Below are 15,280 nucleotides of genomic sequence, written 5' to 3' on the forward strand. Positions count from 1 at the left end.
CTTCACCTGGCACCTCGCGCCCACTCGCAGCGCCAGAAGGGGCCACAACTGCCAAGTGAACGGACGCATACGCGCGCCAGCTCGCGCAGCCCATGGAGGCCACGCTTCACCCGGCACCTCGCGCCCCTTTACAGCGCCAGAAAGGGCCGCAGCTGACAGCTGAACCGACGCATACGCGAGCGAACTCGCGCAGCCCAGGGAGGCCACGCTTCACCTGGCGCCTCGCGCCCACTCACAGCACCAGAAGGGGCCAGAGCTGACAGGTGAATCCTGAGAGGGCAGAAACCCACGCGCGTGCGAATTCGCGCAACGCAGGGAGGCCACGCTTCATCTGACACCTCGCGCCCACTCACGGCAGCAGAAGGGGCCGCAGCTGCCAAGTGAATCGCCTCGCCCCCTACTACTCATCGACCTCACGTGCGCAGGCATCGCGCCGGGCCCGGCGCACTCAGGCTGCCAACTGATCCAGCAGCGAGATCAGGTGCGCGCGGGTCAGCGCTGCCGCGCGCTCACCATCGCGATCGGCGATCGCGTCGGCGATGCGCTCGTGCACCTCGTGGTCCGCGTCGCCGGCATCCACACTGGCACCCGCACCCGCATCAGCACCCCGGCGCCCGCCCCGCGCCCGCAGCATCGCGACCATGGCCTCGCGGCTGCGCGGGGTGAAGCCGTCGAACATCTCGAGCAGCAGCGGATTGTGCGACGCGGCGACGATGATGCGGTGGAACGCGGCATCCGTGTCGACATGTTCCTCGACGTCCGACCGGTGCGCCGCACGCCGGTCGAGGGCAGCGCGGAGCGCCCGCACCTCTGCGGGGGTCCGGCGCACGGCGGCGAGCGCCGACGCTTCGACCTCGATCGCGAGACGCGCTTCGAGCACGGCGCGGATGTCGGCCCGTCCGACGACGCGCGACCAGTCCTCGGGGGCGTCGAGCGCGGCGACGAACACACCCGCTCCCTGGCGTGAGGTCAGCACCCCGCGTCCGGCGAGCTGCCGGATCGCCTCGCGGACGGTCGAGCGACCGACGCCGAGCTGCGGCGCGAGGGTCGTCTCCCCCGGCAGCTTCGCACCCAGCGCCCACTCCCCGGCACGTATCCGCGAGAGCAGCAGCTCGGCGGCCTGATCGGCGAGGGGTTCTCGGCGAACAATCGTCATACTCACATCATCTCACCAAGCGGGCAACACCTCAGCTTGTCTGAGGAGTTGTGCTAGCGTCTGGGTCATGCTCGACCGTCACGACCTCCTTCTTCGCCGCCACGGCGGGGCCTAGTCAGACCGGCTCCCCGCCGTGGAGCCTCCCCGCGCCGGTCTCCCTACCGACCAATGCGAGAAGACCCATGACGATCCACGCCTCCACCCGCCTCTCCACGCCCGCGGGCCCCGTCCCCTCCGATGCGCCCGCCTGGAACCGGCAGCGCCAGTCGCAGATGCCGTCGCACCGGTACCGTGACGCGTTCGCGCGCGTCGACACCCCGGCAGCAGATGAGGCGACCCAGCGCAGCTGGCCCGCCAACCGCCTCACTGCGGCACCGCTGTGGGTGCCCGTCGACCTCCGTGACGGCAACCAGGCCCTCGCCGAACCCATGGATCCCGAGCGCAAGCGTCGCTTCTTCGAGCTGCTCGTGACGATGGGCTACAAGGAGATCGAGGTCGGCTACCCCTCCGCCTCGCAGACCGACTACGACTTCGTGCGGCTGATCGCCGAGACCGATCTCGCCCCCGACGACGTCACCATCGTCGTGTTCACGCCCGCGCGACGCGACCTGATCGAGCGGACGGTCGCATCGATCCGCGGCATCCGCAACGAGGTCGTCATCCACATGTACACGGCTACCGCACCGGTGTGGCGGGATCTCGTGCTGGGGCGCGACCGCACCGAGCTGGCAGAGCTCATCCTCGCGGGCGGTGAGGACGTGCTGCGCCTCGCGGACGACTCGCCGAACGTCCGCTTCGAGTTCTCGCCCGAGGTGTTCAACCTGACCGAGCCCGACTACGTGCTCGAGGTCTGCGACGCGATGACGACCCTGTGGGATGCCGCGCCCGCGCGCCCCGTCATCCTGAACCTCCCCGCCACCGTCGAGATCGCGACACCGAACGTGTACGCCGACCAGATCGAGTACATGCATCGAAACCTCGCCCGTCGCGATTCGGTGATCTTGTCGGTCCACCCGCACAACGACCGCGGCACCGGCATCGCCTGTGCCGAGCTGGCCGTGCTCGCCGGGGCCCAGCGCGTCGAAGGGTGCGTCTTCGGCAACGGCGAGCGCACCGGCAACGTCGACATCGCCACGCTCGCGCTCAATCTGCACGCGCAGGGCGTCGACCCCATGATCGACTTCTCCGACATCGATGAGATCCGGCGCACCGTCGAGTACTGCAACCGCATCGAGATCCACCCGCGGCATCCGCACGTCGGAGACCTCGTGCACACGGCCTTCAGCGGCACGCACCAGGACGCCATCAAGAAGGGCTTCGCCGAGCACCGCGAACGTGCCGCCGCGCTCGGGCGCGACGAGCGCGAGATCGACTGGCGCGTGCCCTACCTGCCGATCGATCCCGCCGACCTGGGGCGCAGCTACGACGCCGTCATCCGGGTGAACTCGCAGTCGGGCAAAGGCGGCGTCGCGTACCTGCTCGAGACGGCGTACGGCATCGAACTGCCACGGCGCTTCCAGATCGAGTTCGCCCGGCACGTGCAGCGACACACGGATGCCGGCGGCGGCGAGGCCACGGCGAGCGAGCTGTGGGAGCTGTTCCGGACGACCTATCTCGGCGACATCACGACCGGCCCGCGGCTGACGCGCTACGACTCGACGGATGCCGGCACCGAGATCACCCTCACCGTCGACGGGGTCACGCACACCGGCGAGCACCCCGGAGTCGGACCCGTCGAGGCGCTCACGGCCGCCCTCGCCGAGCACGGGATCGCCATCGAGGTGCTCAGCCTGCACCAGAGCAGCATCGGCAGCGGCACCGATACCGACGCCCTGACCCTCGTGGAGTACCGTGACGGCTCCGGCGTGGTCGCCTGGGCCGCCGGCGCGGACCGGTCCGTGCTCGCCGCCACTCTCGACGCGATCATCCGCGCCGCGCAGAGGCCGGCCGAAGCGTCATACTGACCTCGTGAGGATCGCGATCGCCGGCAGCACCGGCACCGTCGGCAAGCTCGTCCACAGCATCGCCACCGAACGCGGACATGACGTCGTCGCGCTCGCGCGCAGCAACGGTCATGACCTCGAGCATGCCTCGCTCCCACCGTCGGTGCTGGACCGTGTCGACACGATCGTCGACGTCAGCGGCATCCAGACGCTCTCGCGGCATCGCTCGCGGCGGTTCTTCGAGAGCGTGTCAGCCAACCTGCAACAGGCGGGAACGGCCGCCGGAGTCGGGCACCTCGTCGCGCTCTCGATCGTCGGCATCGACGGGGTGGATGCCGCCTACTACGGCGGGAAGCTGGCGCACGAACGGGCCGTGCAGCGCGGGGCGCTCCCCCACACGCTGCTCCGCGCTGCGCAGTTCCACGAGTTCGCCGAGCAGACGCTTGTCCGCGGAAAGATGGGTCCGATCACCGTCGTGCCGGCCGCCCGGGTACGCCCGATCGCTGCACGCGAGGTCGCCGAGCACCTCGTCACGCTCGCGGAGGGCGAGCCGGTCGGCCGGGCGCGCGACCTGACCGGGCCGCGCGACGAGCTGCTCATCGACATGGTGCGAGCGCTGCTCGATGCCCGCGGCATCCGCCGCACCACGATCGAGATGCGCCTGCCGGGATCGTTCGGTCGCGCGATGTCGTCGGGGCGCCTGCGCGGGCACGCGAACGCCGAACGCGGCACCGTCACGTTCGCGGAGTGGCTCGCGGCGCAGAGCTGAGTTGCCGGCCGCGGCGCCGGCTCACCGCGTGGCCCCGTCACGCCGCGGAGTCAGCGTTCGCCGCGAGCGACCGCAGGTAGGCGGCGTTGCCGCGCAGCGCGGGCTTGTAGCGGTCGAGCTCATCCGAGTCGACGGCATCGGCGAGGAGGTCGAGCAGTCCAGCGAGCGCCTGATCGGCCCGGCCGGCTGCGTGAAGTGTGAGAGCCTCGAACGCGCCGAGAGACACCGACTCGGGGTACTCCCGCCGCGCCTGAGCGAACACCGCGAGCGATTCGTCGAGACGGTCGAGGTTGCGCAGCGTGCTGCCGTACTGCAGCAGGCAGCGGCGCCGGGTGTCTCCGCTGAGCCCGGCCCCGAGCGCGCGCTCGTACATCGCGCAGGCAGCCGCCTCGTCACCGGCGGTGTCGTAGGCGCCGGCAAGCTCGTACACGACACGCGCGTCGTCGGGATGCCGCTCGTACAGCGGCAGAAGAGCGGCGAGGGTCGGGGCCATGTCGTCGCGATCGCGTGCGGCGAAGATCCGATCGAGTTCGGCGTAGAGGTCGTCCACATCCGCCATCCTCGCAGGCTCGGCCCTCTACGTCGTCGCGGGCCTGGCGGCAAGCACCTGCGACCGGAAACCGGTTCGTGTTGACTGCCGGGATGAGCAATTGGGCCGAGACCGTCATGTGGTGGCACGTGTACCCGCTGGGATTCACGGGAGCACCGATCCGGCCGGACCTCTCCGACGCGCAGGCGGACGCTGGCGGCGCGGACCAGCCCGTCGAGCACCGGCTCGGCCGTATCGAGGCGTGGCTCGATCACGCCGTCGAGCTCGGGCTCAACGGGCTGCTGCTCGGGCCGGTGTTCGCCTCGAGCACGCACGGCTACGACACGACCGACTACTTCCGCATCGACGCGCGGCTGGGCGACGGGCTCGATCTCGACCGCCTCATCGCGGCCGCCCACGACCGCGGCATCCGGGTGCTGTTCGACGGTGTCTTCAACCACGTGGGACGCGAGCATCCGGCCTTCGAAGCTCTCGAGGAACGGGGCCCGGAGGCTGACACCGCCGACCTCTTCCGCGTGCGGTGGGACGGCTGGCAGCCCGGTGGGCCGGTGGACGCCGACGTCTTCGAGGGGCACGACGCCCTCGTGACACTGAACCACGACTCACCCGCCGTCGCCGACCTCGTCGTGGAGGTAATGACGCACTGGCTGGGTCGCGGCATCGACGGCTGGCGACTGGATGCCGCCTACGCCGTGCCTCCCGCGTTCTGGACTCGGGTGCTGCCGCGGGTTCGCGCCGAGTATCCCGAGGCGTGGTTCCTCGGCGAGGTCATCCACGGCGACGCCGCCCGCATCGTCGAGGAGTCGACGATCGACTCGCTGACGCAGTACGAGCTGTGGCAGGGCATCTGGCACGGCATCGCCGACCGCAACCTGTTCGAGCTGAAGCACGCGATCGAGCGGAACAACGAGCTGCTGTCGGTCTTCGCTCCGCAGACCTTCGTCGGCAACCACGACGTCACGCGGATCGCCTCGGCGGTCGGCCCCGACCTGATGCCGCACGCACTGGCGGTGCTGTTCACGGTGGCAGGCGTGCCGTCGGTGTACGCGGGCGATGAGTACGGCTACGAAGCGGTGAAGGAGGAACGTCTCGGCGGCGACGACGCGGTGCGCCCCGAGTTCCCCGATGCGCCGCCCGCACCTGAGTCGCTGCCCGGGAGCGCGCAGCACATCCTCCGCACGCATCAGCAGCTCATCGCCGTGCGCCGGCAGCATCCCTGGTTGCATCGCGCCCACACCGACGTGATCCATATCGACAACACCGCGATGGTGCTGCGGACTGCGACGGGAACGGATGCCGTCGTCACGGCGCTCAACGTCGGCGACGCACCGGTGACCGTGCCGGTGGCCGACGCGACACAGGTGCTCGCCGGGTCGCTGGCCGACGACATCGACAGGCGCGCCCGCGAGGTATCCCTTCCCCCGCACGGCTGGGCAGTGCTATCGGCTACCCCCGCCTGACCCGCGACCCGACCCAGATGGCGGTTCTCCCCCACGCGTGACGACCATTCGCGTCGGCTCGCATCGGGTCGCGCGGTGGCGTCAGCGGAAGTCTCGTGACTGGTGCCTCACCCCCACCCGCAGGTCTTCGAACGCGTCGGCGAGGATGTTCACGACCCCCTCGTTGGACCGCTCGAGGATGCCGCGGACGATGAGCGCCGGGCTGTCGCGCACCACCCGCCGGTAGCGATGCCACATGCCCGTCGAGCAGATGACGTTCATCAGTCCGTGCTCGTCCTCGAGGTTGAGGAACGTGATGCCGGAGGCCGTCGCCGGCCGCTGCCGGTGGGTGACGAGCCCGGCGATCTCGACGCGGCGCCCCGACTCGTGCTGTCGCAGGTCGTTCGCGGTGAGCACGCCGCGCGCATCGAGCTGCGAGCGGTAATGGGTCATCGGATGGTCGTCGGGTGAGATGCCTGTGGCCCACAGGTCGGAGGCCAGCACGTCGTAGCTCGACTGGTCGGTGAACAGTGGCGGCTGTACGGCGATGAGCGAATCGGGCAGGTACTCGATGCGGTCCTGCGCGGCCGAGCCCGCCAGCCAGATGGCCTCGCGACGGGTGTGCCCGAAGCACTCCAGCGCGCCCGCAGTGGCGAGCGCTTCGAGCTGCGTCGTGTCGGCACCGGTGCGGCGCACCAGGTCGCGCATGTCGCGGTAGGGACCGGATGCCTCGCGCTCGGCGACGATCCGCTCGGCGAACCTCTTGCCGATGCCGGTGACCGCGGCGAGCCCCAACCGCACGGCGAAGCCGCCGTCGCGACGATGGGCCGCCGACTCGTCGGGGGCGTTGATGTCGAAGACCGGCACCGGAGGCTGCTCGCCGAGGCAGCTGTCGAGCCCCGTCGGCCCCGGCCGCCCCGCCTCGCCCGACACGGATTCGAGCACGGCTTCGGCCCCCGAGAGCTGCAGATCGGGGCGCCGCACCTCGACCCCGTGACGGCGGGCGTCGGCCGCCAACGTCGCCGGCGAGTAGAACCCCATCGGCTGAGCCCGCAGCAGCCCGGCGAGGAACGCCGCCGGGTAGTGCAGCTTGATCCACGAGCTGGCGTAGACGAGCAGCCCGAACGACAGCGAGTGGCTCTCGGCGAAGCCGAAGTTCGCGAACGCCTGGATCTTCGCGTAGATGTCGTCGGCGGCATCCCCCACCAGGCCGTTCTCGGCCATGCCCTCGTAGAGCTTCTGCTTGAGCGAGTCGATGCGCTCGATGCCGCGCTTGGAGCCCATCGCGCGACGCAGCAGGTCGGCGTCCTCGCCCGACAGCCCGCCGATGACCATGCCCATCTGCATGAGCTGCTCCTGGAAGACCGGCACCCCGAGCGTGCGTTCGAGCACGGGCTTGAGCTTCTCGTGCGGATACGTCGTCTTCTCGTACCCGAGCTTGCGGCGCACGTACGGGTGCACGGCGCCGCCCTGGATGGGTCCCGGCCGGATGAGGGCGATCTCGATCACGAGGTCGTAGAACCGGCGCGGCTGCAGGCGCGGCAGCAGGCCCATCTGCGCGCGGGACTCGACCTGGAACACACCGATCGAGTCGGCCCGGCACAGCATGTCGTAGACGGCCGCCTCTTCCTTCGGCAGCGTCGACAGCTCGAACCTCTCCCCCGTCGCCCCCTCGATGAGGTCGAAGCAGTACTGCAGCGCGGCGAGCATCCCGAGGCCCAGCAGATCGAACTTCACCAGGCCCATCCAGGCGGCGTCGTCTTTGTCCCATTGGATGACGGTGCGGTCCTGCATCCGGGCGTGCTCGATCGGCACGACCTCACCGACGGGACGATCGGTCAGCACCATGCCGCCCGAGTGGATGCCCAGGTGCCGGGGAGCCTTCAGCAGCTCGGCGGCGTAGCCGAGCACCCGCTCGGGGATGTCGTGGTCGGGACCGGTGTCGAGGGTCGCACCCCAGCGTTCGACCTGCTTCGACCAGGCATCCTGCTGTCCCGGGGAGTGCCCGAGGGCCTTCGCCATGTCGCGCACGGCGTTCTTGGGCCGGTACTGGATGACGTTCGCCACCTGCGCCGCCCGCTCGCGCCCGTAGGTGGCGTAGACCCACTGGATGATCTCCTCGCGCCGGTCGGAGTCGAAGTCGACGTCGATGTCGGGCTCCTCCTCGCGGAGGGCCGAGAGGAAGCGCTCGAACGGCAGCCGGTAGTAGATCGAGTCGATCGCGGTGATGTCGAGCAGGTAGCAGACGGCGCTGTTCGCGGCCGAACCACGCCCCTGGCAGAGGATGCCGCGCCGGCGCGCCTCTTGCACGATGCCGTGGACGATGAGGAAGTAGCCGGGGAAGTCCTTCTGTTCGATGACGGCGAGCTCTCGCTCGATACGGTCGCGGTCTTCGGCCGGCAGGTTCGGGTACTTGCGCGGCACGGCCTCCCACACGAGGTGCCGCAGCCACGTCATCGGCGTGTGCCCCTCGGGAACGGGAAGCTTCGGCAGGGCGGGCTTGGCCCGGCGCAGCGGGAAGGCGAGCTCGTTGGCGAGCTCGACGGTGCGCGCGACGGCGCCGGGGAACCGGCGGAAGCGCCGCGTCATCTCGGCACCCGACCGCAGGTGCGCGCCCGCATGCGAGGGCAGCCACCCGTCGAGCTCGTCGAGCCCGCGATTGGCCCGCACCGCCGCGATCGCCGCGGCGAGGTGGGCGCGCTCGGGCACGGCGTAGTGCACGTTGTTCGTCGCGAGGATCGGCAGACCCCGCTCACGGGCGAGGCCGGCGAGGATGTCGTTGTGCCGCGAGTCGAGCGGCTCGCCGTGGTCCAACAGCTCGACCTCGACGGCATCGCGCCCGAACCGGTCGACCAGGGCGTCGAGCTCGGCGGCGGCGGCATCCGGTCCGCGCTCGATGAGCGCCCGGCGCACTGCTCCCTTGCGGCATCCGGTGAGGACACTCCATTCGCCTCCGGCGATGTCGGCCAGATCGTCGAGCCGGTAGCGAGGCTTGCCCTTCTCCGCTCCGGCGAGCTGCCCCTGGGTGAGCGCGCGCGCCAGCCGGTGGTAGCCCTCTTCGCCGCGGGCGAGGACGAGCAGATGCTCCCCCGGCGGGTCGGCCTCGTTGCGCGCGGCGCCGACGCGCTGCGGCAGATCGAGCGACAGCTCCGCCCCGAACACGGTCTTCACCGCCAACTGCTCGGCGGCTTCGGCGAAGCGGACGATGCCGTAGAACCCGTCGTGGTCGGTGACGGCGAGAGCGTGCAACCCCAGCCGTTCGGCCTCTTCGGCGAGCTCTTCGGGCGATGAGGCTCCGTCGAGGAACGAGTACGACGTGTGCGCGTGCAGCTCGGCGTACGGCACCGCGTTCTCAGGACGCTCGATCCTCGGCGCCGAGTACTTTCCGCGCTTGCGCGACCACGCGGGACTGTCGCCGCCGTCGGCACCCGCCGGCGCGCTCGGGGCACGGTTGCCGCTGAGCAGTCGTTCCATCTCGGACCACGGCACCGAGGGGTTGTTGAAGCCCATCAGTCGTACCGCCCCTCGACCGACCATTCGCCGCCGTCGCACACCAGCAGCCACGCGGTCTGGGTGGCATCGACCATCTGGAAGCGGTGGGCATGGCGCGCTCGCGCGGCATCCCACGCCCGCTCGACCACCGGCCACGGTCCCGCCCACGAGCGGATGCCGCGCGACCCGGTCGATGACACGAGCGCCGCCGGGATCGCCGTCAGCTCGCCCCGCCCGTCGACGGCCACCATGTCACCCTCCCGATCGACGACCGCCAGCGGCAGCGCCCGCTCGAAGACCGTCGCGGGTAGCGGATCGGGCAGGCTTCCCGGCCATGGCCGCTCGCGCGAGCTCGTCACCGGACGGTCGCCCCACGGCACGAGCACCTGCCGCTCGGCGAGCCAGCGCCCGCCGCCGACAACCGGGGTCACGACGCCCGTGTGACCGAGCATCGCCTGGACGCGCGACAGGGCGTGGTGCACCCGCTGCTCGGGACCGGAACCGAACAGCGAGACGGCGTGGTGGGATGCCGCATCCACCGCTTCGGGCTCGATCTTGACCCGAGCCACACCGCTGGTGAGCTTGCCACTCTCGGCCAGCTGCCAGCGCACCCGGTCGACGACGGCGGCGGCGTCGAAGGTGCCGGGGTGAAGCCACACGCGGTTGCTCGTCTCGCCCCGGTCGCCGGTGAGAATCACGCGCAGCTCGGTGCACACGAGATCGACCGCGCCGAGTCCGGAGACGAACTCCTCGGCCGCGACCCTCATGCCGAACGCGACCTGATCGGCCAGCTCGAGAGGAGGTTCGAACGAGACCTCGCGGTGGAGCTCGGGCGGCGGGGTGCGCGGGGTCACCGGGCGTGAATCGGCACCGGAGGCGAGGCCGTGCAAGCGCGCGCCGCGGGGGCCGAAACGTTCGACCAGTCGTTCGGGCTCGATCGCGGCGAGGTCGCCGAGGGTCTGCACACCGAGCCGGGCGAAGAGGTCGACGGAGTCGTCGTCGAGCACGGCGATCGTCAACGGAGCGAGGAACTCCGCCGAGCGCCCGGCCTCGACCACCCGGATGGGCCGGTCGGGGCGGGTGCTCATCCGGGCCGCCTGCTGCGCGGTGAAGGGTCCGTCGGCGACACCGGCCCGCACGTCGAGGTCGCCCTCAGCCACCGCGGCCAGCAGCGCGCCGGCGGCCTCGGTCTCACCGCCATAGAAACGCGCGGGGCCGCGCACGCGCAGCGCGCAGAGCCCCGCCTCGAGCACCTGCACTCCCGGCGCCATCTCTTCGAGGCGCGCCACGATCGGCGCGAACTCCCGGTGATCGCGCACCGCATCCGCGTCGGCCACCTGCAGCGCGGGACATCGGGCCTGCGCGTCACGGCGACGCTGCCCACGTGCGACGCCGTCGGCACGCGCGGCCGCTGAACACGCGATGACCACGCCTTTCTCGAAGACCGCGATCGGCGCGTTCGGATCGCCGCCGCTTTCGCGCACGAACGCCACGACCGGCCAGTCGGGCACCCACACCACGAGACTGCGTACCGGCGCCGTCGCCTCCTGCTCCCCCACGTCAGACCGCCCGTCGCATCGGGATCGGCTCGACGACCGTGCCGCCCGCGAGAGCCCGCTCGTGCGGAGCGGCCGAGATCGCGCCATCGGGCGCGGGCAGCAGCATCCGCGCCGATCGGGGAACCGGGAACCGCCGGCTCGACACGGTGACCGTCAGCTCGCGGTCGCTGAGGTAGCCGTCACCGTCGCCCAACCCCGACCACCGCGGATCGGTGACGTCGAGCATCGCCTCGGTCTGCGGCCACGGCCCCTGCACGAGCAGCACCGTTCCACGGTCGCGCAGCCGACCCGCGAGCTTGGCGATGTCGGAGTCTTTCGCCCGCTCGGGCGGACGCACCGCGACGATAGGAAGGACGTCGGCGATCGTCGCGGTGACAGCGAGCCACCGGGCTCCCGGATCGGGGATCAGCACGACGCGGGACAGGTCGACCCCGGCGTGCTCCGCCGCTTCGGCCCCGAAGCCCGGCATCCCGACCACACCGCACCACGACCCGGTCTGCGACGGCTGGGCGAGCAGGGCGAACAGCAGTGAGGACGACGAGCCGAGCGAATAGGCGGCGCCGGACCGCAGCCCCCGCCCGGGCAGCAGTCCGGCCAGGGCAGGATGGGTCGGCAGCACCGGAGCATCGAGGCGGCGCCCCTGCATCCGCTCCATCTGCGCGCGCAGTCGCTGCACGTCCTCGGCGGCAGCGGGATTGCGCATGATCGACCTCACTCAGCAAGGGTAGAACATATGTTCTAGACCATCAATGTCGAGATCGAAGATACGACCGACTTCCGACATTCGCCTGGCAGATTGGATCGCGTGAACGCCTCCGACACCCCACCCGTGACCCTGCGCCCCTATAGGTCGGCCGACGCCGCCGCGACGCTCGCCGTCTTCACCGAGGCGATCACCCGGACGGCGGCCGCGCACTACACCCCCGAGCAGATCGAGGCATGGGCCAGACCGGGCCGTCGCGACCTCCCCTCGTGGGATCAGGCCATGAGCGACCGTGCGAGCGTCGTCGCCGTCCGAGGCGACGAGGTCGTGGGATTCTCGGACGTCGACGAAGACGGATACATCGACATGCTTTTCGTGTCACCCCGGCATCTGCGGCGCGGGATCGCACGAACCCTGCTCGGCTTCGTCGAGCAGCGGGCGCGGTCGGCGGCGACGCCCGAGCTCACGTCCGACGTCAGCATCGCCGCCCGCCCCTTCTTCGAGAGCGCCGGGTTCCACGTCGTCCGCGAGCAGCGGGCGGTGAAGGAAGGGATCGAGCTGACGAACTACCGGATGCGGAAGGCCCTCTCACACGTCACGCGTTCTGAGGACGAGAAGAGCGGCGAGCGTCGTCCATAGCGTGAAGATCGCCATGATCCCAAGACCCGCCAGCGGCGGCATCCCGCTCGTCGTCGCGACAGCGTACGAGGCCTGGCCCGCCATCGTGGGCCAGTAGGTACCCGCGAACTCGCCGATGACCCCGGGCATCCCCGGGGCGAGAGCGGGCACGAGAAGCGCGACGGTCACGATGATCGCGAGCGCACCGGAAGAGCTTCGCGTGATGATGCCGAATCCGAGGCCGAGGACGGCCGTGAGGACGAGGTACACGATCGCGCAGACGATAGCCCGAACAGTGTCAGGGTCGTCGAGCGCCGCCACAGGCAGAGCGGCCGCCGTGAGCGCTGCCTGCGTGGCACCGAAGCTGCCCGCTACTGCTGCGACCGCCGCGACCGAGCCGACGAGCACCGAGACCCCCAGCTTCGAGGCCAGGAGGGCGCCGCGCCGAGGCACGATGGTCAGGCTCGTGATGATCTGCCCCGAGCTGTATTCACTGGTGATGGCCTGCGATCCGATGGTCGCGAGGAGGATCTGACCGACCAGGATGCCCTTGAAGCTGATGCCGGTGGGGTCGAAATCGGAAGGGAGCGTGGCCTGCCAGTCAGCCACGAGCCCACTCACCCCCAGCAGGCTGACCATCACCGTCACGACGACTGCCGAGGCAGCGAGGATCCAGGTGCTGTGGACACTGCGGGCTTTGATCCATTCGGAAGCGAAGAGGTTCATGTCAGGCGGCCTTCTGCTCGATCGTGGTCATGGCGAGAAACGCGTCTTCGAGCGAATCCCGAACGAGGGTGAGCTCGAACACCTCGGCGCCGGAGGCGGCCGCGATGCGGCCGACGCTCTCCGTCGTCGCCCCCGAGACGATGAGGACATCGGTGCGATCGGCGTCTGCCCGAACCAGAAGCCCGGCTCGCCGGAGCGCATCACGCAGGACGTCGGCATGGGGAGTCCGAACGCGGACGTACTCGTTCGTGTGCGAGGCGATGAATGCGTCCAGAGGCTGGTCTGCGAGCAGACGACCGTGGTTGATCACGATGAGGTGATCCGCCGTCAGCTGCATCTCACCCATCAGATGGCTCGAGACCAGCACCAATCGGCCCTCCGCAGCGAGCTCGCGCATCAGGGATCGAGCCCAGCGGATGCCTTCCGGGTCGAGTCCGTTGAGAGGTTCGTCGAAGATGACGATGCCGGGGTCGCCGATCAACGCCGTGGCGATCCCCAGCCGCTGCTTCATCCCGAGCGAGAAGTCGCCGGCCGGCCGGCTCCCTGCTTCAGCCAGGCCCACCATCTCCAGAACCTCCCCGACTCGGCCCCACGGCACGGCTCCGGCACGCGCGACGGACGCGAGATGATCCACGGCCGTACGCCGCGGATGAACGGCGCGCGCATCGAGCATCGCGCCGATCACCCGCATCGGATGGGGCAACTCGTGCAGTCGATGCCCGTTCACGGTCGCGGCGCCGCTCGTGGGCTTGTCCAGGCCGAGGAACATGCGGAGGGTGGTGGACTTGCCCGCCCCGTTCGGTCCGAGGAAGCCGGTCACGATCCCGGGCCGAACCTGGAACGACAGACCGTCCACGGCGGTGACGGTTCCATAGCGCTTGACGAGATCGTGAGCTTGGAGAGATGCCTGCGTTGTCTTCTGCACGGCAGGTACACTACACCGTACAGTGTAGTGCTGCACCGGTCGGTGTAGAGTTCGGGCAGAGCGGAGGATGACGATGAGCGATGCGAGGCCGGTCAGGCAAGGCCAGGAGCAGAAGCGCTCCGCGATACTCACGGCGGCGCGAGAGCTCTTCGTCGAGGTGGGCGTCGAACGATCCAGCATGGATGCCGTTTCGGCGCGCGCAGGTGTCTCCAAGCGCACCGTGTACGACTACTACGGCGATAAACGGCGGCTGCTGCTCGGAGTGGTCGAGAGCGCGGGCGAGACAGCCGTGAACACCCTCCGCGAGCTGGCCGAGACGCACCTGCCGGACACCATCGCGATCGACGGCCGCGACGGATTGCACCAGGCTGTGCTCGCATTCGCCGCCGAACTCGGGGGGTTCCTCGCCATATCGACGAACTACGCAGCCGCGGTCAAGCTGATCTCGGAGAACGAGTCACTCCTGCCCGAACTCGAGGACCACCCGCTGGACCGAGCGCACGCCGACGTTCTCGCCGAGCGCTTCGCTCACTTCGCGACCGAGGGTCTGCTCGACCTCGACGATCCGGGACTCGCCGCCGAGCACTTTCACGCGCTCACGACGCTCCGGGTTCTCAACGAACCCGCTCGCCGCCGGACGGACGCGGAGCGGGTTCGACAGATCATGACCGATGGCGCCGGCGCCTTCCTGCGCGCTTACGGCCCGAGAACGCGGTAAGCGCGCACCGCAGCGATCAGGCGGCGAGACTCAGGTAGGGCTCCCAGCGCGGGTCGGATCGCTCCGTTCCCCGCACCGTCCACTGCGGTCCACGCGGAGGCTTCGGCAGCCACCGCAGCTCCCACCCCATCTCCTGCGGAGTGTGGTCGCTCTTGAGGTTGTTGCACCGCAGGCAGCAGGCGACGAGGTTCTCCCACGAGTTGCTGCCCCCGCGCGAGCGAGGCATGACGTGGTCGATGGTCGACGCGGCCTTTCCGCAGTACGCACATCGGTGCGCATCACGGCGGAGCACCCCGCGCCGTGTCACCGGCACTCGGCGCGCATTCGGGATACGGACGTACCGGGTCAGGACGATCACCGCCGGGCGTTCGTACGTCCCGTCGATCCCGAGAACGGGGTCATGGACGACGTGCTCGACGATCGTCGCCTTGTCGTTCAACACCAGGAGGAGGGCCCGACGGAACGACACCACAGCGAGTGGCTCATACCCGGCGTTCAGTACCAGAGTGCGCATTTCCTGTCCTCACGAACTGCCCTGACGGCTTCAGCGGATGTTCGATGACCGACGTAACGCGCGCCGTGCGGGCAGGTCCCGCGAGGGTGTGAGCACGAAAAAAGGCGCCGTCATGAAGACAGCGCCTTGATTCACGGCCGAGGCCGCAGTGGTGCACACGATGCCGCA

The 15,280-nt window shown here is 70.0% G+C and carries 13 protein-coding genes; 5 read left to right on the forward strand and 8 right to left on the reverse strand.

Annotation, left to right across the window (positions count from 1 at the left end):
- Positions 1–448: 448 nt before the first annotated feature.
- The gene (locus C1N74_RS10285) at positions 449–1,156 is read right to left on the reverse strand and encodes a FadR/GntR family transcriptional regulator (protein ID WP_137750490.1); all 708 of its coding nucleotides are present in this window, start codon (positions 1,154–1,156) and stop codon (positions 449–451) included.
- Between the two features lie 272 nt (positions 1,157–1,428).
- Between C1N74_RS10285 and C1N74_RS10290 the strand changes: the two genes are divergently transcribed.
- Complete coding sequence (locus C1N74_RS10290; protein ID WP_309147429.1) at positions 1,429–3,120, forward strand: 2-isopropylmalate synthase; 1,692 nt, start codon at positions 1,429–1,431, stop codon at positions 3,118–3,120.
- A 4-nt stretch (positions 3,121–3,124) separates the two neighbouring features.
- Positions 3,125–3,868 carry an SDR family oxidoreductase gene (locus tag C1N74_RS10295; protein ID WP_023954747.1) on the forward strand — a complete coding sequence of 248 codons (744 nt, stop codon included), beginning with the start codon at positions 3,125–3,127 and terminating at the stop codon, positions 3,866–3,868.
- A 37-nt stretch (positions 3,869–3,905) separates the two neighbouring features.
- Here C1N74_RS10295 and C1N74_RS10300 read toward each other — a convergent pair whose 3' ends face one another.
- Positions 3,906–4,427, reverse strand: coding sequence for a tetratricopeptide repeat protein (locus tag C1N74_RS10300; RefSeq protein ID WP_137750492.1), 522 nt, complete (start codon positions 4,425–4,427; stop codon positions 3,906–3,908).
- An 83-nt stretch (positions 4,428–4,510) separates the two neighbouring features.
- Here C1N74_RS10300 and C1N74_RS10305 point away from each other — a divergent pair, with 83 nt between their 5' ends.
- On the forward strand, positions 4,511–5,878 hold the full coding sequence (locus tag C1N74_RS10305; RefSeq protein ID WP_137750493.1) for an alpha-amylase family glycosyl hydrolase: 1,368 nt from the start codon (positions 4,511–4,513) through the stop codon (positions 5,876–5,878).
- An 81-nt stretch (positions 5,879–5,959) separates the two neighbouring features.
- Here C1N74_RS10305 and C1N74_RS10310 read toward each other — a convergent pair whose 3' ends face one another.
- The 3 genes from C1N74_RS10310 to C1N74_RS10320 are packed head-to-tail and all read right to left on the reverse strand — an operon-like array spanning position 5,960 to position 11,611.
- Positions 5,960–9,367: an error-prone DNA polymerase gene (locus tag C1N74_RS10310; RefSeq protein ID WP_137750494.1), complete on the reverse strand. Its 3,408-nt coding sequence runs from the start codon at positions 9,365–9,367 to the stop codon at positions 5,960–5,962.
- Positions 9,367–10,908 (reverse strand): DNA polymerase Y family protein, encoded by a 1,542-nt coding sequence (locus C1N74_RS10315; RefSeq protein ID WP_023954757.1) that lies wholly within the window; start codon positions 10,906–10,908, stop codon positions 9,367–9,369. Before C1N74_RS10315 ends, C1N74_RS10310 begins: the two co-directional genes overlap by 1 nt.
- Position 10,909: 1 nt before the next feature.
- The gene (locus C1N74_RS10320) at positions 10,910–11,611 is read right to left on the reverse strand and encodes a hypothetical protein (RefSeq protein ID WP_137751012.1); all 702 of its coding nucleotides are present in this window, start codon (positions 11,609–11,611) and stop codon (positions 10,910–10,912) included.
- A 102-nt stretch (positions 11,612–11,713) separates the two neighbouring features.
- On the opposite strand from C1N74_RS10320, the gene C1N74_RS10325 reads away from it, so the two are divergent.
- A complete protein-coding gene (locus C1N74_RS10325; RefSeq protein WP_137750496.1) occupies positions 11,714–12,250 on the forward strand; it encodes a GNAT family N-acetyltransferase in 537 nt (178 codons plus the stop codon).
- Here C1N74_RS10325 and C1N74_RS10330 read toward each other — a convergent pair.
- Both C1N74_RS10330 and C1N74_RS10335 read right to left on the reverse strand, forming a co-directional pair.
- Positions 12,200–12,955 carry an ABC transporter permease gene (locus tag C1N74_RS10330; RefSeq protein ID WP_137750497.1) on the reverse strand — a complete coding sequence of 252 codons (756 nt, stop codon included), beginning with the start codon at positions 12,953–12,955 and terminating at the stop codon, positions 12,200–12,202. The two genes, C1N74_RS10325 and C1N74_RS10330, sit on opposite strands and share 51 nt — an antisense overlap.
- Before the next feature lies 1 nt (position 12,956).
- Entirely contained in the window at positions 12,957–13,916 is a 960-nt protein-coding gene (locus tag C1N74_RS10335; RefSeq protein ID WP_258317912.1) for an ABC transporter ATP-binding protein, read from the reverse strand.
- Between the two features lie 37 nt (positions 13,917–13,953).
- Here C1N74_RS10335 and C1N74_RS10340 point away from each other — a divergent pair, with 37 nt between their 5' ends.
- Positions 13,954–14,598 carry a TetR/AcrR family transcriptional regulator gene (locus tag C1N74_RS10340; RefSeq protein ID WP_258317913.1) on the forward strand — a complete coding sequence of 215 codons (645 nt, stop codon included), beginning with the start codon at positions 13,954–13,956 and terminating at the stop codon, positions 14,596–14,598.
- Positions 14,599–14,614: 16 nt separating this feature from the next.
- On the opposite strand, the gene C1N74_RS10345 is transcribed toward C1N74_RS10340, so the two are convergent.
- The gene (locus C1N74_RS10345; protein WP_023954771.1) at positions 14,615–15,112 is read right to left on the reverse strand and encodes an HNH endonuclease; all 498 of its coding nucleotides are present in this window, start codon (positions 15,110–15,112) and stop codon (positions 14,615–14,617) included.
- Between the last annotated feature and the right edge of the window lie 168 nt (positions 15,113–15,280).

The organism is Microbacterium sp. SGAir0570 (assembly GCF_005491085.2).
GTDB classification, from domain to species: Bacteria; Actinomycetota; Actinomycetes; order Actinomycetales; family Microbacteriaceae; genus Microbacterium; species Microbacterium arborescens.